At 71.5% G+C, this 21,666-nt stretch carries 22 protein-coding genes; 12 read left to right on the top strand and 10 right to left on the bottom strand.

Annotation, left to right across the window (positions count from 1 at the left end):
* Nucleotides 1-58: 58 nt before the first annotated feature.
* A complete protein-coding gene (locus ACTMVF_RS35190; protein WP_441275113.1) occupies nt 59-1,405 on the top strand; it encodes an MFS transporter in 1,347 nt (448 codons plus the stop codon).
* Here the strand turns inward: ACTMVF_RS35190 and ACTMVF_RS35185 are convergent, their stop codons facing one another.
* Nucleotides 1,406-1,636, bottom strand: a complete 231-nt coding sequence (locus tag ACTMVF_RS35185) for a hypothetical protein (protein ID WP_302001210.1) — start codon at nt 1,634-1,636, stop codon at nt 1,406-1,408.
* 58 nt (nt 1,637-1,694) lie between these two features.
* Between ACTMVF_RS35185 and map the strand changes: the two genes are divergently transcribed.
* Nucleotides 1,695-2,552, top strand: coding sequence for a type I methionyl aminopeptidase (gene map, locus ACTMVF_RS35180; protein WP_441275112.1), 858 nt, complete (start codon nt 1,695-1,697; stop codon nt 2,550-2,552).
* Between the two features lie 120 nt (nt 2,553-2,672).
* Nucleotides 2,673-3,320, top strand: a complete 648-nt coding sequence (locus ACTMVF_RS35175) for a heme oxygenase (biliverdin-producing) (RefSeq protein WP_441275205.1) — start codon at nt 2,673-2,675, stop codon at nt 3,318-3,320.
* A gap of 42 nt (nt 3,321-3,362) precedes the next feature.
* Here the strand turns inward: ACTMVF_RS35175 and ACTMVF_RS35170 are convergent, their stop codons facing one another.
* Complete coding sequence (locus ACTMVF_RS35170) at nt 3,363-4,007, bottom strand: PhzF family phenazine biosynthesis protein (RefSeq protein WP_441275111.1); 645 nt, start codon at nt 4,005-4,007, stop codon at nt 3,363-3,365.
* Nucleotides 4,008-4,107: 100 nt separating this feature from the next.
* On the opposite strand from ACTMVF_RS35170, the gene ACTMVF_RS35165 reads away from it, so the two are divergent.
* The 6 genes from ACTMVF_RS35165 to ACTMVF_RS35140 all read left to right on the top strand — a co-directional run bounded on the left by ACTMVF_RS35165 (nt 4,108) and on the right by ACTMVF_RS35140 (nt 10,512).
* Entirely contained in the window at nt 4,108-5,193 is a 1,086-nt protein-coding gene (locus tag ACTMVF_RS35165) for a FecCD family ABC transporter permease (RefSeq protein ID WP_441275110.1), read from the top strand.
* A 99-nt stretch (nt 5,194-5,292) separates the two neighbouring features.
* Complete coding sequence (locus tag ACTMVF_RS35160) at nt 5,293-6,114, top strand: heme ABC transporter ATP-binding protein (protein WP_441275109.1); 822 nt, start codon at nt 5,293-5,295, stop codon at nt 6,112-6,114.
* A gap of 124 nt (nt 6,115-6,238) precedes the next feature.
* Nucleotides 6,239-7,405, top strand: coding sequence for an iron uptake system protein EfeO (gene efeO / locus ACTMVF_RS35155; protein ID WP_441275108.1), 1,167 nt, complete (start codon nt 6,239-6,241; stop codon nt 7,403-7,405).
* A 10-nt stretch (nt 7,406-7,415) separates the two neighbouring features.
* Nucleotides 7,416-8,681 carry an iron uptake transporter deferrochelatase/peroxidase subunit gene (efeB, locus tag ACTMVF_RS35150; protein WP_441275107.1) on the top strand — a complete coding sequence of 422 codons (1,266 nt, stop codon included), beginning with the start codon at nt 7,416-7,418 and terminating at the stop codon, nt 8,679-8,681.
* A 6-nt stretch (nt 8,682-8,687) separates the two neighbouring features.
* Nucleotides 8,688-9,560, top strand: a complete 873-nt coding sequence (gene efeU, locus ACTMVF_RS35145; protein WP_441275106.1) for an iron uptake transporter permease EfeU — start codon at nt 8,688-8,690, stop codon at nt 9,558-9,560.
* Entirely contained in the window at nt 9,520-10,512 is a 993-nt protein-coding gene (locus tag ACTMVF_RS35140) for a hypothetical protein (RefSeq protein ID WP_441275105.1), read from the top strand. Before efeU ends, ACTMVF_RS35140 begins: the two co-directional genes overlap by 41 nt.
* 30 nt (nt 10,513-10,542) lie before the next feature.
* On the opposite strand, the gene ACTMVF_RS35135 is transcribed toward ACTMVF_RS35140, so the two are convergent.
* From ACTMVF_RS35135 to ACTMVF_RS35115, 5 genes are all read right to left on the bottom strand, one after another.
* Nucleotides 10,543-11,283: a bifunctional DNA primase/polymerase gene (locus tag ACTMVF_RS35135; RefSeq protein ID WP_441275104.1), complete on the bottom strand. Its 741-nt coding sequence runs from the start codon at nt 11,281-11,283 to the stop codon at nt 10,543-10,545.
* A 172-nt stretch (nt 11,284-11,455) separates the two neighbouring features.
* Nucleotides 11,456-12,070 (bottom strand): TetR/AcrR family transcriptional regulator, encoded by a 615-nt coding sequence (locus tag ACTMVF_RS35130; RefSeq protein WP_441275103.1) that lies wholly within the window; start codon nt 12,068-12,070, stop codon nt 11,456-11,458.
* A gap of 384 nt (nt 12,071-12,454) precedes the next feature.
* Nucleotides 12,455-13,450, bottom strand: a complete 996-nt coding sequence (locus tag ACTMVF_RS35125) for a small ribosomal subunit Rsm22 family protein (protein ID WP_441275102.1) — start codon at nt 13,448-13,450, stop codon at nt 12,455-12,457.
* A 109-nt stretch (nt 13,451-13,559) separates the two neighbouring features.
* Complete coding sequence (locus tag ACTMVF_RS35120) at nt 13,560-14,735, bottom strand: serine hydrolase domain-containing protein (protein WP_441275101.1); 1,176 nt, start codon at nt 14,733-14,735, stop codon at nt 13,560-13,562.
* Nucleotides 14,687-16,000 (bottom strand): multidrug effflux MFS transporter, encoded by a 1,314-nt coding sequence (locus ACTMVF_RS35115; RefSeq protein WP_441275100.1) that lies wholly within the window; start codon nt 15,998-16,000, stop codon nt 14,687-14,689. Before ACTMVF_RS35115 ends, ACTMVF_RS35120 begins: the two co-directional genes overlap by 49 nt.
* An 88-nt stretch (nt 16,001-16,088) precedes the next feature.
* On the opposite strand from ACTMVF_RS35115, the gene ACTMVF_RS35110 reads away from it, so the two are divergent.
* On the top strand, nt 16,089-17,147 hold the full coding sequence (locus ACTMVF_RS35110; protein WP_441275099.1) for a Gfo/Idh/MocA family protein: 1,059 nt from the start codon (nt 16,089-16,091) through the stop codon (nt 17,145-17,147).
* Here ACTMVF_RS35110 and ACTMVF_RS35105 read toward each other — a convergent pair.
* Nucleotides 17,134-18,774 (bottom strand): alkaline phosphatase D family protein, encoded by a 1,641-nt coding sequence (locus ACTMVF_RS35105; RefSeq protein WP_441275098.1) that lies wholly within the window; start codon nt 18,772-18,774, stop codon nt 17,134-17,136. The genes ACTMVF_RS35110 and ACTMVF_RS35105 overlap by 14 nt on opposite strands.
* Nucleotides 18,775-18,908: 134 nt before the next feature.
* Here ACTMVF_RS35105 and ACTMVF_RS35100 point away from each other — a divergent pair, with 134 nt between their 5' ends.
* Nucleotides 18,909-19,685, top strand: a complete 777-nt coding sequence (locus ACTMVF_RS35100) for an SDR family oxidoreductase (RefSeq protein ID WP_441275097.1) — start codon at nt 18,909-18,911, stop codon at nt 19,683-19,685.
* A 341-nt stretch (nt 19,686-20,026) separates the two neighbouring features.
* Here ACTMVF_RS35100 and ACTMVF_RS35095 read toward each other — a convergent pair whose 3' ends face one another.
* Nucleotides 20,027-20,353, bottom strand: a complete 327-nt coding sequence (locus ACTMVF_RS35095; protein WP_441275096.1) for a nuclear transport factor 2 family protein — start codon at nt 20,351-20,353, stop codon at nt 20,027-20,029.
* 133 nt (nt 20,354-20,486) lie between these two features.
* Here ACTMVF_RS35095 and ACTMVF_RS35090 point away from each other — a divergent pair, with 133 nt between their 5' ends.
* Entirely contained in the window at nt 20,487-21,053 is a 567-nt protein-coding gene (locus tag ACTMVF_RS35090) for a DoxX family membrane protein (protein ID WP_441275095.1), read from the top strand.
* 6 nt (nt 21,054-21,059) lie between these two features.
* Here the strand turns inward: ACTMVF_RS35090 and ACTMVF_RS35085 are convergent, their stop codons facing one another.
* Complete coding sequence (locus ACTMVF_RS35085) at nt 21,060-21,608, bottom strand: YciI family protein (protein ID WP_441275094.1); 549 nt, start codon at nt 21,606-21,608, stop codon at nt 21,060-21,062.
* Nucleotides 21,609-21,666 lie beyond the last annotated feature (58 nt).

Raw genomic sequence — 21,666 nt, 5'->3', positions numbered from 1 at the left:
CGCCCCCGCGCACAAAACCGCTTGCCTCCGACCCCGCCCCACCCGAGCATGACCCGTCGTGACGGACGACTCCCCCACCGCTTCCCCAGCTCCCCCGCCCCTTGCCCCTGCCTCGCGCCTCCGTGCCGTACTCCCCGACCTCTCCCCCTGGCGGGCCTCCGCCGACTTCCGGAGGTTGTGGCTGGCGGGCCTGATCTCCTCCTTCGGCAGTTTCCTGACGTTCGTCGCGCTGCCGGTGCAGATCAAGGAGCTGACCGGGTCCGCCGCGGCGGTCGGCGCGATCGGGGCCGTGGAGCTGGTGCCGCTGGTCGTTTTCGGGCTGTACGGCGGCGCACTCGCCGACGCGCTCGACAAGCGGAAGCTGATCGTGTGGACGGAGGCCGGGCAGGCGGTGCTGAGCGCGGCGCTGCTGGTCAACGCCCTGCTGCCGAGCCCCGCCGTCTGGCCGCTGTACGTCGTCGCCGCCCTGTCCTCCGCGCTCGTCTCGGTCCAACGCCCCGCCCTGGACGCCCTGTTGCCCCGGATCGTGGCCCACGACCACCTCCCGGCCGCCGCCTCGCTGAACGCCCTGCGCTGGCAGGTCGGCGGGGTCGCGGGCCCGGCGCTGGCCGGCGTGGTCGTCGCGTACGCGGGGCTCGGCTGGGCGTACGGCGCGGATCTGCTGACCTTCGTCGTCTCCGTCCTGCTCGCTCTCGGCATCGCCGCCTCCCCCGCCTCGCACGAGGCCGCGAAGCCGTCCCTCAAAGCGATCGCCGAGGGCGCCCGGTACGCCTGGAGCCGCAAGGAGTTGCTCGGCACCTACGTCATCGACATCGCGGCGATGCTCTTCGCGATGCCGCTCGCCGTACTGCCGTTCCTCGCGGACGAGTTGAACGCCCCCTGGGCCCTCGGCCTGATGTACGCCTCCGTCCCGGCCGGCGCGATGCTGGTGAGCCTGACCAGCGGCTGGACCTCGCGGGTGCACCGGCACGGGCGGGTCGTCGTCCTGTCGGCCGCGCTGTGGGGCATGGCGATCGCGGCCGCCGGTGTCTGCGGGAACGTATGGCTGGTGCTGCTGTTCCTGACCGCCGGCGGCGCCGCCGACATGGTCAGCGGCATCTTCCGCGGGGTGATGTGGAACCAGACGATCCCGGACGAGCTGCGGGGGCGGCTCGCCGGGATCGAGCTGCTGTCGTACTCGGTCGGCCCGCAGCTCGGCCAGACCTACGTGGGCGGCGTGGCCGCCTGGCAGGGCGTGCGCACGTCCGTCTGGTCGGGCGGGCTGCTGTGCGTGGGCGCGGTGGGGCTGCTGGCGCTGTGCCTGCCGAAGCTGCTGACGTACGACGCGCGGACGAACGAGCACGCGGTACGGCTGCGGGAGCGGCGGGCGGCGGCGACGACCGCGCCGGCGCCCGCGGAAGGTTGATCAGTCGTCGTCCGCCGGGCCGGTCGGGGCGTCGTGCCACCGCGGGTCGTTCTCCCACTCCAGGTTGCGTTCCCGTGCGAGGTCCATCGCGTGCTGGGCCTCCTGCCGGTCGGCGTACGGCCCGAAGCGGTCCTTGGCCGGGCACTCCGGCCCCTCCTCGACCTTCTTGTGCACGAGGCAGTAGTACCACTCGCCGGGCTTCCCGACCGTGCGCTTCTTGAACAAGGCCATGAGCGGCTCCTCTCGCCACCCACATGTTCCCCCACGGCCGCTGGTTAGACTCGCTGGCATGTCTGGCCAGTCGCTGCTTGTCCCAGGGGAGCTGTCCCCCACCCGTTCCGTGCCCGGAAACATCCGCCGCCCCGAGTATGTCGGCAAGCCCGCGCCGACGCCGTACACGGGTCCGGAGGTGCAGACCCCGGAGACCATCGAGGCGATGCGCGTCGCCGGCCGTATCGCCGCGCGGGCGATGGCCGAGGCGGCGAAGATCATCGCCCCGGGTGTGACGACGGACGAACTGGACAAGGTGGCGCACGAGTACATGTGCGACCACGGCGCCTACCCCTCGACGCTCGGCTACCGCAACTTCCCCAAGTCCCTGTGCACGAGCGTCAACGAGGTGATCTGCCACGGCATCCCCGACTCCACGGTCCTGCGCGACGGCGACATCATCAACCTCGATGTGACGGCGTACATCGGCGGGGTGCACGGCGACAACAACGCCACGTACCTGGTGGGTGACGTGGACGAGGAGAGCCGCCTGCTGGTGGAGCGCACCCGCGAGTCCCTGAACCGGGCGATCAAGGCGGTCAAGCCGGGCCGCCAGATCAACGTCATCGGCCGCGTGATCGAGTCGTACGCCAAGCGCTTCGGCTACGGCGTGGTCCGCGACTTCACCGGCCACGGCATCAACTCGTCCTTCCACTCGGGCCTGATCATCCCGCACTACGACAGCCCGCACGCGACGACGGTGATCCAGCCCGGCATGACCTTCACGATCGAGCCGATGCTGACGCTGGGCACGCACGAGTACGACATGTGGGACGACGGCTGGACGGTCGTCACCAAGGACCGCAAGCGCACCGCGCAGTTCGAGCACACGCTGGTCGTGACGGAGACGGGGACGGAGATCCTCACCCTCCCCTGACCCTGGCGGTCGCCGAGAACCCGTCCTCTGCGGAGGGCGGGTTTTCTCGGTACGCTTTTACCGACATGGCGTCGGCAACCCTATTGACTTAGGTAAGCCTAACCTCAGAAAATGGGTTCCATGGACTCCTTCTCGACAGTCATCCGCACCGCTTCCCACGAAGAGCACGTGGAGGCCGAGACCTCGACGTTCATGAGCGACCTGCTCGGCGGCAGGCTGGGGGTGGACGCGTACGCGCGCTACACCGAGCAGCTGTGGTTCGTGTACGAGGCGCTGGAGACCGACACCGAGCGGCTGGCGGCGCACCCGGTGACCGGTCCGTTCATCCAGCCGGAGCTGTTCCGGCTGGCGTCGCTGGAGCGGGACCTGGCGCACCTGCGGGGTCCGGACTGGCGGGCGGGAGTGTCGGCGCTGCCGGCGACGCGGGCCTACGCGGATCGCGTGCGGGAGTGCGCCCACGACTGGCCGGCCGGCTACATCGCCCACCACTACACCCGCTACCTCGGCGACCTCTCCGGCGGCCAGATCATCCGCGCCAAGGCGGAGAAGACCTGGGGTTTCGCGCGCAAGGGCGACGGGGTCCGGTTCTACGTCTTCGAGGAGATCTCCAACCCGGCGGCCTTCAAGCGGAGTTACCGCAAACTGCTGGACGCGGTGCGCGTGGACGACCTGGAGAAGCAGCGGATCGTGGCGGAGTGCAAGCGGGCGTTCGCGCTGAACACGGCGGTGTTCCGGGCGCTGGGCGAGGAGTTTCCACTGAGCGCCTGAAGCGGCCGGGCTCTGTCGGACATGCCCTGGGTCATGTCCGGCCTAGCGCTCCAGGAACACCCGGCCGCCGACCTCCACCCAGCCTCCCGGCTGCGGCGCCGTGAGGATCTGCGACCCGGTGCCCTGCGTGATGTTGAGGGCGCGGCCCAGGCGGTCCGTGAGGAGCAGCGCCGCCGCGCCCGTGGCCTCGTCCTCGTCGATGCCGTCGTCACGGCCGGGGAAGCCGCGGGCCCGGACCCGGCCGGCTGCCTCGTCCTCCCAGGCCCAGGCGTAGATCCACTCCCCGGGCGGGGGCACGGGAAGGTCGTCCACCTCGGCGGCCGTCGCGTACTGCCGCAGGGTGCGCGGCGGGGCCCACTCCGCGCGCGCCTCGATCCAGCTGAACTCCCCGTCCAGTCGCGCGCCCACCACGCCCGCCGGGGTGACCAGCTCGGGCACGTCGAGCAGCCAGGCCGTACCGACGCAGGGGTGACCGGCGAAGGGCAGGCGCAGGGTCGGCGTGTAGATGTCGATGACCCCGCGCTCGGGGTCATCGACGAACACTGTCTCGCTGAAACCGAGCTTCGCGGCGAACGCCTGCCGGTCGCTCCGCTCGGGGATCACGGAGCCCTCGCGGACGACGCCGAGTTCGTTGCCGTATCCGCCGGTCGGGCCGCAGAAGACGCGGAGGACGTCGTAGTCAGTCACGGAGGAATTGAAACATCACTCGTCGGACCCCTGGGGCCCCGTCCGCATGACGGTGGGGGCGACGGGGACGACACCGGTAGAACAAGAAGGGGAATGCGGCATGACCGTACTGGAGAAGGCCGCACCCGAGGCCGTGGCCGAGGCGCCGCCCCGCAGACGGCACACCGCCGCCTGGCTGCTGACCGTCGGCATGAGCGTCGCCCTCCTCGCCCTCGTCCCGGTCGCCGCCGGGATCGGCGCCTACCCGATCCCGGTCGGGGACGTCCTCGCCTCCGTGCAGCACAAAGTCGGGCTCGGCGGCGGCGAGTTGGACCGCGTCGCCGAGTCGGTGCTGTGGAACGTCCGCTTCCCGCGGATCGTGCTCGCGCTGCTCATCGGGGCCTCGCTGGGCTGCGCCGGGGCGCTGATGCAGGGCGTGTTCGGCAACCCGCTGGCCGAGCCGAGCACCATCGGCGTCTCCCTGGGCGCGGCGGTCGGAGCGGTCGCCGCCATCTCGCTCGGGCTGACCTTCCTCGGCAACTGGACCCTCCCCGCGATGGCCTTCGTCGCCGGTCTCGGCACGGTGCTGCTGGTGTACGCGATGTCCCGCTCGGGCGGCCGTACGGAGGTCGTGACCCTGATCCTCATGGGCATCGCCGTCAACGCCTTCGCCGGGGCGCTCATCGGCCTGTTCATCTTCCTCGCGGACACGGCCGCGGTGAACCAGATCACCTTCTGGCAGCTCGGCTCCCTCGCCCAGTCCACCTGGCCCAAGGTGACGGCGGTCCTGCCGTGCGCGGCCGTGGGGCTGGGGGTGGCGCCGCTGTACGCGCGCCGCCTGGACCTGCTCGCGCTCGGCGACCGGCCCGCCCGGCATCTCGGGGTGGACGTGGAGCGGATGCGGGTTGCGTTGGTCCTGGTCGTCGCGTTGCTGACGGCTGCGGCGGTGAGCGTTTCCGGGGTCATCGGGTTCATCGGGCTTGTCGTGCCGCATCTGTTGCGCATGGCCGCGGGGCCCGGGCATCGGTTTCTCATTCCGGGGAGTGCGTTGGGTGGGGCGGTGGTGTTGCTGGCGGCGGATCTCGCTGCGCGGACCGTGGCGGCGCCTGCGGAGTTGCCGCTCGGTGTCCTTACTGCCCTGCTGGGCAGTCCGTTCTTCTTTTGGCTGCTGCGTCGGACTCGGCGGCGGCAAGGGGGGTGGGCCTGATGGTTGTTTGCCGACCGCGGGTGAGTGGGGGTTGATCGCGCAGTTCCCCGCGCCCCTAGGTTCCCCCCGCCCCCCCGCCTCAAGAAGGAACCCCCTCCTATGAGACTGCTCCGCCCTCGCCCCACTCCCCCAGCCCCCTCCGAACCCGGCGACATCCTCGCCGCCGCCGAGTCGCTGCACGTTCGTCTCGGTGTGCGCGAGGTGCTGACCGGCGTCTCCCTCACCGTCCGCGCCGGCGAAGTTCTCGCTCTCGTCGGGCCCAACGGTGCTGGAAAGTCCACCCTGTTGAGCGCGCTGGCCGCCGACCTACCGGCCGCCGAGGGGGTCGTACGGATCCACGGCCGCCCGGCGAGCGACTGGTCCGCCCCGGAACTCGCCCTTCGCCGCGCCGTGCTCCCCCAGTCGGCGGCCCTCTCCTTCCCCTTCACGGTCGAGGAGGTCGTCCGGATGGGCCGTGCGCCCTGGGCCTCCCTCGGACGGGAGGACGACGACGCGGCCGTCGCCGAGGCCATGGCCGCCACCGAGGTGGCCGCCTTCGCCGTACGGTCGTTCTCCGCGCTCAGTGGTGGCGAGCGGGCCCGGGTCGCGCTCGCCCGGGTGCTGGCCCAGCGGGCGCCGCTGCTGCTGCTCGACGAGCCGACCGCGGCCCTCGACCTCAAGCACCAGGAGCTGGTGCTGCGGTTGTGCCGGGAACGGGCGCGGGCCGGGGACGCGGTGGTGGTCGTACTGCACGATCTGGGGCTCGCGGCGGCCTACGCGCACCGGGTCGCCGTCCTGCGCGGCGGACGGGTCGCGGCGGACGGTGCGCCCGGCGAGGTCTTCTCCGAGCGGCTGCTGTCGGAGGTGTACGACCAGCCCGTCGAAGTGCTTTCGCACCCTCGAACGGGAGGGCTGTTGGTGACCCCACTACGGAACCTTTGACTTCCCTTTGACCGCTCTATAGGGGCGTTTTTGGCCACTTAGGCGATCCTTATGGGCGTTAGGCAAGCCTCACCTTGCTTGTTGTGAGGCCCGTCACGCACACTTTCGGCCATCTGGAGCCCTCATGCGAGCCGTCAGACTCTCCGTCACCACTGCCATAGCCACCGCGGCGGCTCTGGCCGCCGTCACGGGGTGCACCGAGAAGGGCAGTTCGGCGGGCGGCGACCGGGTCGTCAAGGTGACCGCGACGGACGACAAGTGCGAGGTGTCGAAGAAGGAGTTCCCGGCCGGGCACGTCGAGCTCGCCATCGAGAACAAGGGCTCCAAGGTCACCGAGGTCTACATCCTCTTCCCGGACGACCGCATCGTCACCGAGCGCGAGAACATCGGTCCCGGCACCAAGCAGACGGTCACCGCCGAGGTGAAGGCGGGCGACTACACCATCGCCTGCAAGCCCGGCATGAAGGGCGACGGCATCCGGCAGACCGTGAAGGCCACCGGCAAGGGCGCGGCCGCCAAGCGCGACCCGCGCCTCGACAAGGCAGTCGCCGCCTACCGTGAGTACGCGCAGGCGCAGGCCGACGAGACGCTGCCGAAGGCGGAGGCGTTCGCGAAGGCCGTCAAGGACGGCGACATCGAGGCCGCGAAGAAGGCGTACGCCCCCTCCCGCATCGGCTGGGAGCGCACCGAGCCGGTCGCCGAGTCCTTCGGCGACATCGACCCCAAGGTCGACGTCCGCGAGGACGGCCTGGAGGAGGGCCAGGACCCGGCCACCGACTGGACCGGCTGGCACCGCCTGGAGAAGGCGCTGTGGCAGGACAAGAAGATCGGCGACCGCGAGAAGGAACTCGCCGACCTGCTCATCAAGGACCTGAAGGACTGGCAGAACCGGGTCGGCAAGGCCGAGATCACCCCGACCTCCATGGCCAACGGCGCCAAGGAACTCCTCGACGAGGTCGCCACCGGCAAGGTCACCGGCGAGGAGGAGCGCTACTCGCACACCGACCTGGTCGACTTCAAGGCCAACGTCGAAGGCGCCGAGAAGGCGTACGAGTTGCTCAAGCCGGTCGCCAAGGAGAACGACCCGGCGCTGGTCACCGAGCTCGACAAGCAGTTCGGCGCGCTGAACACGCTGCTCGACAAGCACCGGGCGGACGATTCGAATGCAGCACCGTACGACTTCACCTCGTACGACAAGGTCGGCGAGGCCGACCGCAAGGAGCTGTCGGACGGCGTCAACTCCCTCGCGGAGCCGCTGTCCAAGCTCGCCGCCGCCGTCGTCGTGAAGTAGGGGCACCCTCATGACCGAGACCCCGCAGTCCCCGTCCCGGCGTGCGCTGATCGGCTGGGGCGGTGCCGGGCTCGCGCTCGGTGCCGTCACGGCCGGCGGCACCGTGGCGATGACCCGTGACGGCGACTCCGCGGGCGACTCCGCCCCCGCCGGCGCCGCGACGGGCGCCGCCATCGCCTTTCACGGTGACCACCAGGCCGGCATCGCCACCCCCGTGCAGGACCGGCTGCACTTCGCCGCGTTCGACGTGAAGACCGACGACCGCGCCGAGTTCGTGCAGATGCTGAAGGACTGGACGGCGGCCGCGCGCCGGATGACCGCCGGGCAGGCGGTCGGCGAGGGGGCGTACGGCGGCCTGGCCGAGGCGCCGCCGGACGACACCGGTGAGGCGCTGGGCCTGAAGCCGTCGCGGCTGACGCTGACGATCGGTTTCGGTCCTTCGCTCTTCGAGAAGTACGGGGAGGCGTTCGGCATCGCGGACGCCCACCCCGAAGCCCTCGTCGAGCTGCCGAAGTTCGCCGGCGACAACCTCGACAAGAACCGCAGCGGCGGCGACCTGTGCATCCAGGCCTGCGCGGACGACCCCCAGGTCGCCGTGCACGCGATCCGCAACCTGGCCCGGATCGGCTTCGGCAAGGTCGTCATCAAGTGGTCCCAACTCGGCTTCGGGAAGACCTCCTCCACGACCCCCGACGAGCAGACCCCGCGCAACCTCATGGGGTTCAAGGACGGCACCCGCAATATCGCGGGGACGGAGACGGACCGGCTGAAGAAGTTCGTGTGGGTGGACGGGAAGGAAGGTCCCGCGTGGCTGGCCGGCGGCTCCTACCTCGTCGCCCGCCGTATCCGCATGCACATCGAGACCTGGGACCGCACCTCCCTGCAGGAGCAGGAGGACATCTTCGGCCGTGACAAGGGCGAGGGCGCCCCGGTCGGCAAGGCCAAGGAGCGCGACGAGCCGTTCCTGAAGGCGATGCTGCCCGACGCGCACGTCCGGCTCGCGCACCCCGACTCCAACGACGGGGCGACGATCCTGCGCCGCGGCTACTCCTTCACCGACGGCACCGACGGCCTGGGGCGGCTGGACGCGGGCCTGTTCTTCCTCGCCTACCAGAAGGACCCGCGCACCGGGTTCATCCGCATCCAGCGCAATCTGGCCCTCGACTCGCTCAACGAGTACATCCAGCACGTGGGTTCGGCGCTCTTCGCGGTCCCGCCCGGCGTCCGCGACAAGGACGACTGGTGGGGCAGCACCCTGTTCTCCAAGGAGGCGTGAGGACTTGTGTTCTCCAACTATCTGATCGGCCTGCGCGAGGGGCTGGAGGCCAGCCTCGTCGTGTGCATCCTCATCGCCTACCTGGTGAAGACGGAACGCCGGGACGCACTGAAGCCCATCTGGATCGGCATCGGTGTCGCGGTCGCCCTCGCGCTCGGCTTCGGCTGCGCGCTCGAATTCGGTTCGCAGGAGCTGACGTTCGAGGCACAGGAGGCGCTCGGCGGCTCCCTGTCGCTCCTCGCGGTGGGCCTCGTGACCTGGATGGTGTTCTGGATGCGGCGCACCGCCCGGCACCTGAAGGCGGAGCTGCACGGCAAGCTGGACGCGGCCCTGCAGATGGGCACGGGCGCGCTGGTGGCGACCGCGTTCCTGGCGGTCGGCCGGGAGGGCCTGGAGACGGCCCTGTTCGTGTGGGCGTCGGTGCGCGCGGCCGGCGACGGCAGCCCGCGCCCGCTGATCGGTGTCGCCCTCGGCATCGCCACGGCGATCGTCCTGGGCTGGCTGTTCTACCGGGGCGCGCTGCGTATCAACCTCGCCAAGTTCTTCACCTGGACCGGCGGCATGCTGGTCGTCGTGGCGGCGGGCGTGCTGGCGTACGGCTTCCACGACCTGCAGGAGGCGCGCTGGCTGCCGGGCCTGAGCAACCGTGCCTTCGACATCAGCGACACCGTCGATCCGTCGAGTTGGTACGGCACCCTGCTGAAGGGCGTGTTCAACTTCCAGCCGGACCCGACCGTCCTCCAGGTCACAGTGTGGCTGCTGTACCTGATCCCGACGCTCGCGCTGTTCCTGGCCCCGGTAGGGTTCGCCTCCGGGAAGGGGAAGGTGAAGCAACCTGATGAGCAGGGATCGCGGCCCTCGAAAGCTCCGCAGGCTTGACCGGAGCGCACTGATAGCGGCCTCAGTGACCGCTTTGTCGTTGACGGCGAGCGGATGCGTGGTGGTCCACGGGGAGAAGGAGATTCTCCCCTCGGCCACCAAGGGGGAGGCCGCCAAGGCGCTCCAACAGTTCACAACCGCGTACAACAAGGCGGACAAGGCGTACGACAGCTCTCTCGACGCCGACTACGTCACCGGGGCCCTGAGCGACATCGACAGCGCCCGGCTGAAGGCGGGCAAGGCGCTCAACCCCGGCGGCAACTCGGCGCACACCCCGCTGGTGCTGTCGGACGTCAAGTACACGATCCCGAAGAAGGCGGGCTGGCCACGCTGGTTCGTGGCCGACGCGGCCGGCAACAAGTACGGCAGCGCGCGCTGGATCTTCGTGTTCACCCGGGGCGGCCTGAACGAGCCGTGGGAAGCCGCGTATCTGACGCTGGTGGCCCCCGGCGACGTACCGAAGTTCAAGACCGACAAGGACGGCTGGGCCGAGGCCGTCCCCGCGAACTCGACCGAACTGGCCGTGCCACCGGCGGACTTGAGCAAGAACTACGCGGCCTACCTCAAGGACGGCAAGGGCGTCTTCGCGCCCGGCCGCCACACCAGCGGGTGGCGTGCCGACCGGGAGAAGGCCGCCAAGCGGCCGGGCCTGGTCAGCCAGTTCATCGACGAGCCGCTGACGAGCGGCGACTACGCCCCGCTGGCGCTGCGCACCACGGACGGCGGCGCGATGGTGTTCTTCACCACGCGCTACTACGAGAAGCGGACGGCCTATGCGGGCACCAGCGTCCCCTCCCCGGGCAAGGGGGTGGAGGCGCTGACGAAGGGCGAGATAAAGCAGTCGCTGACGATGGAGATCATCTCGAACGAGGTGGCCCTGGACCCGAAGGGCTCGGGGAAGGTGGAGGTCATCGGCCGCACCCAGGGCCTGACGTCGGCGAAGGGCGAGTAGCGCCGCCCGCTGCGGCGCCTCAGTTGCACCTCAGTGGCGCAGGGGCCAGGCCGCGGGGACGTGGTGGTCGGGCTCCTGGCCGGCGTGGCGGGCGCAGGCGTCGGTGAGGGTTTCCAGCAGGGTCAGCGGATCGGGCAGCGGGTGTTCGAGCCCGCGCACCCAGTGCACGCTCTGGCCGTCGCCGGGCAGCCGCGCGGGTGGTACGAGGACGTAGGACCCGCGGCAGTGCCAGCGCAGTCCGGGGTGTTCGTCCATGGTCTCGGGGTGGCAGTCCAGCTCGCAGGGCCACCACTCGTCCTCGTCCTCGGGGGTGCCGCGGGTGAGGGTGAAGAACAGCAGCCGGCCGTCGTCGCTCTCGGCGACCGGGCCGACCTCGATGCCGGAGGCGAGCAGCCGCTTCAGCGCCTCGCGCCCCGCCTCGACCGGTACGTCGAGGACGTCGTGCACCATGCCGGTCGCGGTGATGAAGTTGGCCTCGGGCTGGTGGCGGGCCCAGCGCTCGATCTGGGCGCGGTCGGTGGTGGACTGCGTCTGCCAGGCGAAGGACACGGGGTGCCGGGCGGGCGTGGGACAGCCGACACGGTCGCAGGAACATCGGTAGCCCGGGGCGGGGTGCGCGGCGGGCGCGAGCGGCAGTCCTGTCGCGGCGGCGGCGACCAGCAGGGCCTCCCGGCCGCCGTCGTCCGCGGCGGTGTCCTTCGGGCGGCGTCCGCGCAGCCACTGGGAGAGTTTGCCCCGCAGGCCGGTCCGGCCGCCCAACTCCGCGCTCATCTATCCCCTCGCCTCGCTGTCGTGCGGAACAGCATGCCCTATGGTCCCACCATCGTGCGCTCCGGGGGGCCGTAGCGGACAACCGGGGTAGGTGGGACGAGGCGTACACGGCACCTGGATCAGGGGGCATGGGGCGCTTTGGCGGGATTTACCCCCCTGGTGCGTGGGGGGCTCAGCGCGGGGCGAGACCGTGCAGGGCGTAGTCGACGAGGGTGTCGGTGTACTCGTACGAGATCGGGCCCGTGTGCTGGAGCCAGCGCTGGGCGAGGGGCGAGACGAAGAGTTCGAGCGCGATGCGCGGGTCGAGGTCGGGGCGCACCTGGCCGGCCTCCTGTGCGGAGCGCAGCCGGTCGACGTAGAGCTGGAGCGAGGGTGCGAGGAGCTTGTCCACGTACTCCCGGCCGAGTTGCTCGTTGACCAGCCCCTCCGCGGCGAGGGCGCGGGACGGGGCGGTGAAGCGGGGATCCTTCAGCTGGTCGACGGTGAGGCGCAGTACGGCCTTCAGGTCGGCCGCGAGGTCTCCGGTGTCCGGGATGACGTACGGCTCCTGCCCGGCTTCCTGCGCGGCCTGTTCCGCGAGGTCGAGGAACGCCTCCATCAGCACCTCCGCCTTCGACGGCCACCACCGGTAGATCGTCTGCTTGCCGACGCCTGCGCGGGCGGCGATGCCCTCGATGGTGGTTCTCGGGTAGCCGACTTCCGCGACGAGGGCGAGGGCGGCGTCGTAGATGGCTCGGCGGGATCGTTCGCTGCGGCGGGTGGAGTTGGGTGCGGGCTGCTTGACCATGTGCCGACGGTATCAAGGGGGTGAGACGGGGCGTCTCGCCACGTGTGGGGTCGGCCACGGGAGTTTCGCCCCCGCCGCCCCTACCCGTCCCATCCTCCAGGGGCTCCGCCCCTTCGACCCCGCTCCCTGGGGGCCTGCGGCCCCCAGACCCCCGCTCCGGCCCTGAACGGGCCTCGGCCTCGAACGCCGGACGGGCTGGATGGAACGGGCCGGCGTCAAGAGATGGAGCCCCCAGGGGGTGGGTGGGGGCTAGGGACGGTGCGGCCTCGGCCTCAAACGCCGGACGGGCTCAATGACGCGCGCCGGCGTCAAGAGATGGAGTCCCCAGCGGGTGGGTGGGGCCAGGGACGGTGCGGCCTCGGAATGAGGCCGGGGGCGGCGGCGTCACCTGTCCTGTGCTGCCGGTGGCCAGGCGTCGCCCCAGGCCGCGTCGCGGGCCGCCTTGTAGAGGTCGCCGTGGCGTTTGGTGACCGTGGTGCGGCGTAGGGAGGGCTCGGTTTCGCAGAGGTCGAGGAGTACCTGGCCCTTGCGGATCTGGGGTTTGCGTACGACGCGGGCCGGGGCCGGAGTGACCGGGAGGCGGGTGGCGGCGACGTAGCTGAACTTCTCGTCCTCGTAGGCGAGGGAACCGCCCTTGATCTGGCGGTGCAGGGAGGAACGGCTGACCCTTGCCGAGAAGTGGCACCAGTCGGTGCCGGGGGCGATGGGGCAGGCGGCGCTGTGCGGGCAGGGGGCGGCGACGTGGAAGCCGGCGGCGATCAGGCGGTCGCGGGCCTCGATGACGCGGGTGTAGCCGTCGGGGGTGCCGGGTTCGACGATCACGACGGCCTGGGCGGCGGATGCGACGGTGTCGAGGAGGGCGGTGCGGTCGGGGGCGGTGAGCTCGTTGAGGACGTAGGAGACGGTGACGAGGTCGGTGGGGTCGAGGGTGAGCGCGGAGCCGATTCGGGTGCGCTGCCAGCGGGCGTCCTTCAGGGCCGGGTTGGCGGTGGCGATCTCCCGGCCGATGGCGAGGGCGGGCTCGGCCCAGTCGAGCACGGTGACGCTGCGCTCGCCGGGCCAGGTGGCGGTGGCGGCCCAGGTCGCGGCGCCGGTGCCGCCGCCTACGTCGGTGTGGCTGGTGGGGGTCCAGTCCGGTACCGCTTCGGCGAATGCCTCCAGTGCGGAGTGGACCGCCTCGAAGGTGGCGGGCATGCGGTAGGCGGCGTAGGCGGCGACGTCGGCGCGGTCGCGGAGGATGGGGGCGTCGGTGGGGGTGGTGCCCCGGTAGTTGGCGATCAGCCGGTCGACGGCTTGGGTGGCCTGGCGGGGTGGGAGGCCGTCGAGGAGGGTGGCGAGACTGCTGCGGAGGGCGTCTGCCGGGGATACGGGGGCGTTCACCCGGCGATTCTACGAGGGCGCGCGGCGTCGGGGTCGGCCTCGGCTTTTATCGCCCCCGCCGCCCCTACCCGTCCCGTCCCTTCATGCGGGGGCGAAAAACGCGGTGTCGCTACAGCTCCCGTACCGCCCGTGCCACCCGCGTCCCCGCTCTCGCCCGCGGCCCGCTGTCCGGTGTCCGTCTCCGTGGATGCACCGTGTTCGCCAGCAGCACCAGGAACACGTCCGTCACCGGATCCAGCACCAGCGACGTCCCCGTGAACCCGGTGTGCCCCGCCGCCCCCCGCCCCGCCAGCTCCCCCATGAACCGCGGCTGGTCGACCGCGAAGCCCAGCCCCGGCGGGGTCAGGAGCAGCTCCACGAAGTCGGGGCCGAGGATGCGGGCGGGGCCGTAGGCGCCGCCGGAGAGCAGGGCGCGGCAGAACACCGCGAGGTCGCGGCCGGTCGAGAACAGACCCGCGTGGCCGGCCACACCGCCGAGCGCCCAGGCGTTCTCGTCGTGGACGGCCCCCCGCAGCATCCCCCGGTCCGCCTTGGCCCAGGGACGCCGTTGGTCCTCGGTCGCCGCCGCCCCGGGGCAGGGGCCGAAGTGGGTCGCGGTCATGCCCAGCGGGCGCGTGATGCCGTCGTGGACGAGGACGTCGAGTGTGCGGCTCGTGATGCGTTCCAGGACGTGCTGGAGGAGGAGCAGGTTCAGGTCGGAGTAGCAGTATGTGCCGGGCACCCCGACCGGCACTTCCGCCCGCAGCCGCTCCAGCCGCTCGGCGTCGTCGGCACAGTCGTACAGCGGGAGTTCGGGGCGCAGCCCGGAGGTGTGGGTGAGCAGCTGACGCACCGTGACGTCGTGCCGGGCGGCCCCGCGGAAGTCCGGCAGATACGCCCCGACCCGCGCGTCGATGCCGAGCGTGCCGCGCTCGATCTGCTGCACGGCGGCGACCGAGGTGAAGAGTTTGGTGAGGGAGGCCAGATCGAAGGGGGTGTCCGTGGTCATCGGGACCTGCGCCTCGGGCGGCAGTTCCACCCCGGCGTCCTTCTCCTCGTCGTAGGCGGCGTACCGCACCGCCCAGCCCGCCGCCTCCTCGACGGCGAGGTACGGCCCCCGCCCGACGACCAGCACGGTCCCGGCTGCCCAGGGGCGCGGGCCGGTGGTGAGGTCGTGGACCTCTCGGACGAGGCGACGGATCTCCTCGGGGTCGAGTCCGGCCCTTTCCGGCGTGTCCCCGCGCAGTCTCGGCGCGCTCAGTTCTCTGCTCCCTCCGCATCCGTACGTCCGTTCCAGGGACGGCACATTCCCATGAAGCAGGCCAGCGCCACCAGTGCTGCGGCCAGTTGGACGACCGCCATCGGGACGGCGGTGTCCTCCCCCGCGATGCCCACGAGGGGCGAGGCGATCGCGCCGATGAGGAAGGAGGACGTACCGAGGAGCGCGGAGGCGGACCCGGCGGCGTGCTGGGTGCGGAGCAGGGCGAGTGCCTGGGTGTTGGGGAGGGTGACGCCCATCGCCGACATCAGGACGAAGAGAGCGGCGGCCACGGGGACCAGTCCGACTTCGCCGAAGACGCCGAGCGACATCAGCAGCAACGCCGTCGCCGCCAGGCCGACGATCGCCAGGCCCACGCCCAGCACCCGGTCCAGGCTGACCCGCCCGACGAGCACCTTGCCGTTGATCTGGCCGACGACCACAAGGCCGACCGAGTTGAGCCCGAACAGCAGGCTGAAGGTCTGCGGCGAGGCCCCGTAGATCTCCTGGATCACGAAGGGCGACGCCGATATGTAGGCGAAGAGTGCAGCGAAGGCGAACCCGCCCGCCAGCGTGTACCCGGCGAAGGCCCTGTCGGCGAGCAGGCCCCGCATGGCGCGCAGCGCCTCGCCGACCCCGCCGCGGTGCCGGTCCTCCGGCGGCAGTGTCTCGGGGAGCTTGCGCCAGACGACCCCGGCGAGCAGCACCCCGACGACCGTGAGCACGACGAACACGCCCCGCCAGTCCGTCACCCGCAGGATCTGGCCGCCGATGAGCGGGGCCACGATCGGGGCGACGCCCGAGATCAGCATGAGGGTCGAGAAGAAGCGGGCCATGGCGACGCCGTCGTACAGGTCTCGTACCACCGCTCGCGCGATCACTATCGCCGCCGCGCCCGCGAGGCCCTGCGCCAGCCGGAAGGCGACCAGGAACTCGATGGTGGGCGCGAACGCGCAGAGTGCGGTGGCGACGACGTACACGGCGAGGCCCGCCAGCAGCGGGCGCCTGCGGCCCCATCGGTCGCTCATCGGGCCGACCACCAGCTGCCCGAGCGCCATGCCGACCAGGCAGGCGGTGAGCGTGAGCTGGACGGTCGCGGCGGGCGCGTGCAGGGAGCGGGTGACCTCCGGGAGCGCGGGGAGGTACATGTCCATCGCCAGCGGGGGCGTGGCGGTCAGGCCGCCGAGGACGAAGGTGACGAGGAGGCCGGTGCGGCGGAGGGAGCGGGGAGGAGGGGGCTGCTGCTCCGTCTTCCGTGTGCTCGGTATGGCCGACTGCGGCACGTCCTGTGCCTGGCCCCCAAGGTCGCCCATGCGCCCCTCCCTCTCCGAGTGATCCGCCCTCTATGCTCTCAGCTCGTACGGAGTGCCGAGGGTCACACGAGCGAGGGGCGGGGCCGCCATGGCGGAGCAGAGCGTGCGGTGGGGGATCCTGGCGACCGGTGGGATAGCCGCCACGTTCGCGGCGGATCTGGTCGATATGCCGGACGCGGAGGTGGTGGCCGTCGCCTCGCGGACCCAGGCCTCGGCGGACGCGTTCGCGGAGCGGTTCGGGATACCACGGGCGTACGGCGACTGGGACGCGCTCGCCCAGGACGGCGACATCGATGTCGTGTACGTCGCCACCCCGCACTCGGCACACCGGGCGGCCGCCGGGCTCTGTCTGGAGGCCGGGCACAACGTGCTGTGCGAGAAGGCGTTCACGCTGAACGCGCGGGAGGCCGGGGAACTGGTCGCGCTGGCGAGGGCGCGCGGAAGCTTCCTGATGGAAGCCATGTGGATGTACTGCAACCCGCTCGTCCGGCGGCTCAAGGCGCTGGTGGACGATGGCGCGGTCGGTGAAGTACGCCATGTGCAGGCCGACTTCGGGCTGGCCGGTCCCTTCCCGCCCTCGCACCGGCTGCGGGATCCGGCGCAAGGCGGGGGCGCGCTGCTGGACCTCGGTGTGTACCCGGTCTCCTTCGCCCAGCTGCTGCTCGGGGAGCCGTCGGACGTGACGGCGCGCGCGATGCTGTCGGCGGAGGGCGTCGATCTGCAGACGGGCGCCCTGCTCTCCTGGGACAGCGGCGCCCTGGCCTCGGTGCACTGTTCCATCGTCGGCGGTACGGCGACCTCCGCGTCGGTCACCGGCTCGGGCGGCCGGATCGACGTGCCGAACGGCTTCTTCTTCCCGGACCGCTTCGTCCTGCACCGCGACGGCCGTGACCCCGAGGAGTTCATGGCCGACCCGGCCGACGGGCCCCGGGGCAGCCTGCGGCACGAGGCCGCCGAGGTGATGCGGGCCCTGCGCGCCGGCGAGACCGAGTCGCCGCTGGTCCCGCTCGACGGCACGCTCGCCGTGATGCGGACGCTCGACGCGGTCCGGGACCGCATCGGCGTCCGCTACCCGGGCGAGGCGCCCGCTCAGGACCCCGACCAGGATTCCGGCGAGGACCTCGCGCCCGCGCTCACACCGGCGTGAGCCCCGGCTCCCCGGCCTCCGTGACGAAGGACGCGGCCGTCGTGACCGGCGCCCCGGGCGTGGTGACGTACGGCACCGTCTTGAAGTCGGCCCGCGCCTGCTCCTCCCCCAGCGCGACGGTCACATAGCCTCGCCGCCCGTTGTAGAACTTCATGTGCGGGTTGGCCTGCATGTACGTGTCCCAGTTGGCGGGCTTGTCGACGCCGTCCCGGCCGCTGGCGACCGACGTGGCCACGATCTCCGTGCCGAGCGTGGCGGAGTCGGGGTCGTCGAAGTCGTCCTTGATGTCGAAGCCGTACCCGACGTGCACGTCCCCGGTGAGCACCATCAGGTTCTCGATGCCGGCGGCCTTCGCCCCGTCCAGTACGCGGCGGCGGGAGGCGCGGTAGCCGTCCCAGGCGTCCATCGACACCCGTGCGGGCGTGGTGAGGTCGAACTTCCGCTGGGAGAAGGTGACCTGCTGCGGTACGACGTTCCACAGCGCCTTCGACGCGTGCCACCCGTCCAGCAGCCACCGCTCCTGCGTCGCTCCGGTCATCGTGCGCGCCGGGTCGTCGAGGTCGGGGCCGGGGATCTGGGCACCGTCGCCGTACGCCTGGTTGGAGCGGTACTGCCGGGTGTCCAGTACGTCGAACTGGGCGAGCCGGCCCCAGTGCAGGCGCCGGTAGAGCCGCATGTCGGAGCCGGTGGGCTGCTGCGGGCTGCGCAGGGGCTGGTTCTCCCAGTAGGCGCGGTAGGCGGAGGCCCGGCGCAGCAGGAACTCCTCCGGCGGGACGCTGTTCTCGGGGGTGTCGTCGGCGTAATTGTTCTCGGTCTCGTGGTCGTCCCAGGTGACGACGAAGGGGTGGGCGGCGTGCGCGGCCCTGAGGTCGGGGTCGGACTTGAAGAGGGCGTAGCGCAGGCGGTAGTCCTCCAGGGTCACCGTCTCGCGGTTGAAGAGGGCGGGGAGCGTGCGGTCGGTGTAGTTGCGGTAGCCGCCGACCGAGTTGACCGCGTACTCGTACAGGTAGTCGCCGAGGTGGAAGACGACGTCCACGTCGTCCTGCGCGAGATGGCGGTACGGCGTGAAGTAGCCGTCGGCGTACGCCTGGCAGGAGACGGCCGCGAGGGTCAGCGAGCTCGCCGTGCCGTCCGCGGGCGGCGCGGTGCGGGTGCGGCCCGTCTCGCTGATCCAGGTGCCGGTGCGGAAGCGGTAGTAGTACACGCGGTCCGCGTCGAGTTGGCCGACCTCGACGTGGACCGTGTGGTGGAACTCGGGGTGCGCGAAGGCGGTGCCGCGTCGGGCGATCCGGCTGAACTTCTCGTCGTGCGCCAGCTCCCAGTGCACGGTGACCCGTTCGGCGGGCAGTCCGCCGTCGGGCTCGTACGGAGCGGGGGCCAGGCGGGTCCACAGCAGGACGGAGCCGGGCCGCGGGTCGCCGGAGGCGACGCCGAGGGTGAAGGGGTCGTCGTCGATCCGGCGGGCGTCGAGCTCGGCGGCGCTCGCCGCGCCCGCGACCGGCAGGTTCACGGCGAAGGCGAGTGCGGCGGCCGCGGCGGTCACGGTCAGGAAGCTGCGGCGGCCGAGGTGGCGGGCGGCCGCGCGCAGATCGGGGGCGTGCTGGGGCGCGTGTCTGGTGATGGTCATCCGGTCCTCCCCTGCCTGATGGATGCATGAGGCATTGGAGTGGCCTGGGACGACACTCGCTTGGCGCGTACACAACACCCGGATGGCGGATGGATGAGTTCCGGATGGCGGACCCTCACGTACCCTGCGGGCTCATGAACGACAGTCGAACGGACACGAGGACGGACGCGAGGATCGCCGTGGTGACCGGGGCGGGCTCCGGCATCGGCCGGGCGGTCGCGGTGGAACTGCTGCGCGCGGGCTGGTCGGTGGCGCTCGCGGGGCGGCACGTCGAGACGCTGGAGGAGACGGCGGGGCTGGTGCCCGGCAGCGCCTCCCTCACCGTACGGACGGACGTGTCACGACCGGAGGACGTGGCCGCGCTGTTCGCCGCCGCCGTGGAGCGGTTCGGGCGGGTCGACCTGCTGTTCAACAACGCGGGGACGTTCGGGCCGGGCGGGGTGCCGGTCGAGGAGCTGCCGTACGACGCCTGGCGGCATGTGGTGGACACCAACCTCAACGGGGCGTTCCTGTGCGCACAGGCGGCGTACCGGCAGATGAAGGAGCAGGACCCGCAGGGCGGCCGGATCATCAACAACGGGTCCATCTCGGCGCACACGCCCCGCCCGCACTCGGTGGCCTACACGGCGACCAAGCACGCGCTGACCGGCCTGACCAAGTCGCTGTCGCTGGACGGGCGGCCGTACGACATCGCCGTCGGCCAGATCGACATCGGCAACGCGGCGACCGACATGACCGCGCGGATGCAGACGGGCGCCCTGCAGGCCGACGGGTCGGTGGTGCCCGAGCCCGTGATGGACGTCGCCGACGTGGCACGGACGGTGCGGCACATGGCGGAGCTACCGCTGGCGGCGAACGTGCAGTTCGCGACGGTGCTGGCGACGGCGATGCCGTACGTGGGGCGTGGCTGAGAAGCCCCCGGACTCTCGCCGCCTCCACAACTTGCACAAGCGGAATGTGAAGTTCCGATGCATCAGGGCCGGTCGGCGACTTATGCTCGACCCATCCTGCACCAGAGCTTCACATATGGAGCACAGGGCTTCCGCAGGCCACTCCGAGGGGGGAGGCGGCAGCCGTTCCACGATCACCGGGTGGGGGTGGACTTCGCGCGGGACCGCGAGGTACGCACCGGTGCGTGGAACGGCTGCCGCACAGTCCTCACGGTGAGGGTGCTCAGTGACCGAGGCCGGCTAGGGCCTGTCGAGAGTGCGTGCCAGGCGTCGCGGGGCAGGCGGGAATTTGACGACAGGCCCTAGGCCTGCCCGGTCTCGAAGCGGGAGATCCTGCCGTCGTCCTCGACCTCGAAGTGCCACCGCGTGCGCATCTCGCCCCAGGTGTCGTTGCGGTAGTGGGTCAGGAGGTCGCGGCCGTGGTTGGACTCCTTGTCGACCTCCATGTGGCCGTTGGAGGAGAAGATCTCCCGGTCGATCCAGTCGGCGAGGTCGCGGTCGGTGCCGTCGTCCGCCATGGTCACGCCGGGCGCGAGGAGGGTCAGGAAGCCCTCGCGGTCGTGGGCGTTGACGGCGGTGACGAAGGCGCGCACGGCGGGGTCGCTGAGTTTGGACGTCTGAATCGTCATAACGGTCAGCCTCACACCGGCCCCGTCGGCCCGCCACCCGAACGGCGGCGCGGGCAGGCCGACCGGGTGTCGTCGGTGCGACGGTGGATACGCGGGAGGGGTCCTGTTCATGCTGTCTGTTCCGGGAGTCACTGTGAGTGCTTACGACCGACGTGATCTGGGCCTGCTGTTGCTCCGGCTGGGTGCCGGCGGAGTGCTGGCCGCGCACGGTACGCAGAAGCTGTTCGGCTGGTTCGGCGGGCACGGCATCGAGGGGACCGGCCAGTTCATGGAGTCGGTCGGCTACCGGCCGGGCAAGGCGAGCGCGACGGCGGCGGGCCTCGCGGAGACCGGCGGCGGCACACTGCTGGCGCTGGGGCTCGCGACGCCCGGGGCGGGTGCGGCGGCGGCCGGTGCGATGGCGGGGGCGTCCGCGGTGCACGCCCCGAACGGCTTCTTCAACCAGGAGGGCGGCTACGAGTACGCGGCCACCCTCGCCCTGGCCGCGACCGGCCTCGCGATCGCGGGCCCCGGCCGGCTCTCCCTCGACCACGCCCTCGGCCATGTCCTCGACCGGGGCTGGATGGTTCCTACGGCCCTGGCGGCGACGGCCGCGGTGACGGCGCTGGTGGTGGGGGTGCGGAACAAGAGGCTGGACAAGGCGGAGAAGGAGGAGGGGGCGGGAGTCTTCGACGAACAGGAGGCGCTGTTCGGGGAGTAGACGGGTTCACCGCCGCCCGCCGAACTCCCAGTCATGGACCTCGATGCCGGCATACCGGTCCGCGGTCAGGACGGCGCGTGCCGTGTCCGGGTCCGGGGCCCGCAGCAGCGCGGCCGTACCCAGCCAGGTGGCGCCGTCGTCGGACAGCAGGGGGCCGTACGCGATCAGTTCGTCCCGGTCGGCCGGCACGGCGAGGTCGGCGGGCTGTCCCGCGCCGAGGCCGAGCACCAGGTACCGGTTGCCGCCGGTGCGGCCACCGGGGAAGTCCCACATGGTGCGCCCCAGCAGATTGCGCCACCGGCGCAGCAGCACGTCCCGGTATGCGCCCGCCTGGTAGTTGGGCTCGTCGAAGGCGAACGCCCGGGCGGCGGTGGGATCGGGCAGGTCGACGATGTGCACGCTGCCGGTGGGCGTCTCGCCGTCGGCGGCGAAGGTGGGGCCGCGGGCGATCAGCTCCTTCGCGTACTGGTCCATGTAGGACCAGTGCTCTTCCAGCAACTCCTCGCGCAAGGTGATGGAGCCGGCCCGGTCGCGGTGGTAGCAGAAGTACTCCATGCCACCAGACCCTCCCCGAGGTACGGCGGCATCTCAACGGAATTTCCGGGCCCCGGGT

The organism is Streptomyces sp. SD31 (genome assembly GCF_052068475.1).
Taxonomy (GTDB): domain Bacteria; phylum Actinomycetota; class Actinomycetes; order Streptomycetales; family Streptomycetaceae; genus Streptomyces.
The sequence above is the reverse complement of the archived record's forward strand: the minus strand, read 5'-3'. Positions and strand labels throughout refer to the sequence as shown.

What these genes read in the sequence shown, in the direction of transcription:
- ACTMVF_RS35105 (WP_441275098.1), bottom strand. Translation starts at nt 18,774, where the DNA reads ATGACCATCACCAGACACGCGCCCCAGCACGCCCCCGATCTGCGCGCG.
- ACTMVF_RS35085 (WP_441275094.1), bottom strand. Translation starts at nt 21,608, where the DNA reads ATGGAGTACTTCTGCTACCACCGCGACCGGGCCGGCTCCATCACCTTG.
- ACTMVF_RS35135 (WP_441275104.1), bottom strand. Translation starts at nt 11,283, where the DNA reads ATGAGCGCGGAGTTGGGCGGCCGGACCGGCCTGCGGGGCAAACTCTCC.
- map (WP_441275112.1), top strand. Translation starts at nt 1,695, where the DNA reads ATGTCTGGCCAGTCGCTGCTTGTCCCAGGGGAGCTGTCCCCCACCCGT.
- ACTMVF_RS35185 (WP_302001210.1), bottom strand. Translation starts at nt 1,636, where the DNA reads ATGGCCTTGTTCAAGAAGCGCACGGTCGGGAAGCCCGGCGAGTGGTAC.
- ACTMVF_RS35115 (WP_441275100.1), bottom strand. Translation starts at nt 16,000, where the DNA reads ATGGGCGACCTTGGGGGCCAGGCACAGGACGTGCCGCAGTCGGCCATA.
- ACTMVF_RS35130 (WP_441275103.1), bottom strand. Translation starts at nt 12,070, where the DNA reads ATGGTCAAGCAGCCCGCACCCAACTCCACCCGCCGCAGCGAACGATCC.
- efeB (WP_441275107.1), top strand. Translation starts at nt 7,416, where the DNA reads ATGACCGAGACCCCGCAGTCCCCGTCCCGGCGTGCGCTGATCGGCTGG.
- ACTMVF_RS35140 (WP_441275105.1), top strand. Translation starts at nt 9,520, where the DNA reads ATGAGCAGGGATCGCGGCCCTCGAAAGCTCCGCAGGCTTGACCGGAGC.
- ACTMVF_RS35160 (WP_441275109.1), top strand. Translation starts at nt 5,293, where the DNA reads ATGAGACTGCTCCGCCCTCGCCCCACTCCCCCAGCCCCCTCCGAACCC.
- ACTMVF_RS35165 (WP_441275110.1), top strand. Translation starts at nt 4,108, where the DNA reads ATGACCGTACTGGAGAAGGCCGCACCCGAGGCCGTGGCCGAGGCGCCG.
- ACTMVF_RS35100 (WP_441275097.1), top strand. Translation starts at nt 18,909, where the DNA reads ATGAACGACAGTCGAACGGACACGAGGACGGACGCGAGGATCGCCGTG.
- ACTMVF_RS35175 (WP_441275205.1), top strand. Translation starts at nt 2,673, where the DNA reads ATGGACTCCTTCTCGACAGTCATCCGCACCGCTTCCCACGAAGAGCAC.
- ACTMVF_RS35095 (WP_441275096.1), bottom strand. Translation starts at nt 20,353, where the DNA reads ATGACGATTCAGACGTCCAAACTCAGCGACCCCGCCGTGCGCGCCTTC.
- efeO (WP_441275108.1), top strand. Translation starts at nt 6,239, where the DNA reads ATGCGAGCCGTCAGACTCTCCGTCACCACTGCCATAGCCACCGCGGCG.
- ACTMVF_RS35110 (WP_441275099.1), top strand. Translation starts at nt 16,089, where the DNA reads ATGGCGGAGCAGAGCGTGCGGTGGGGGATCCTGGCGACCGGTGGGATA.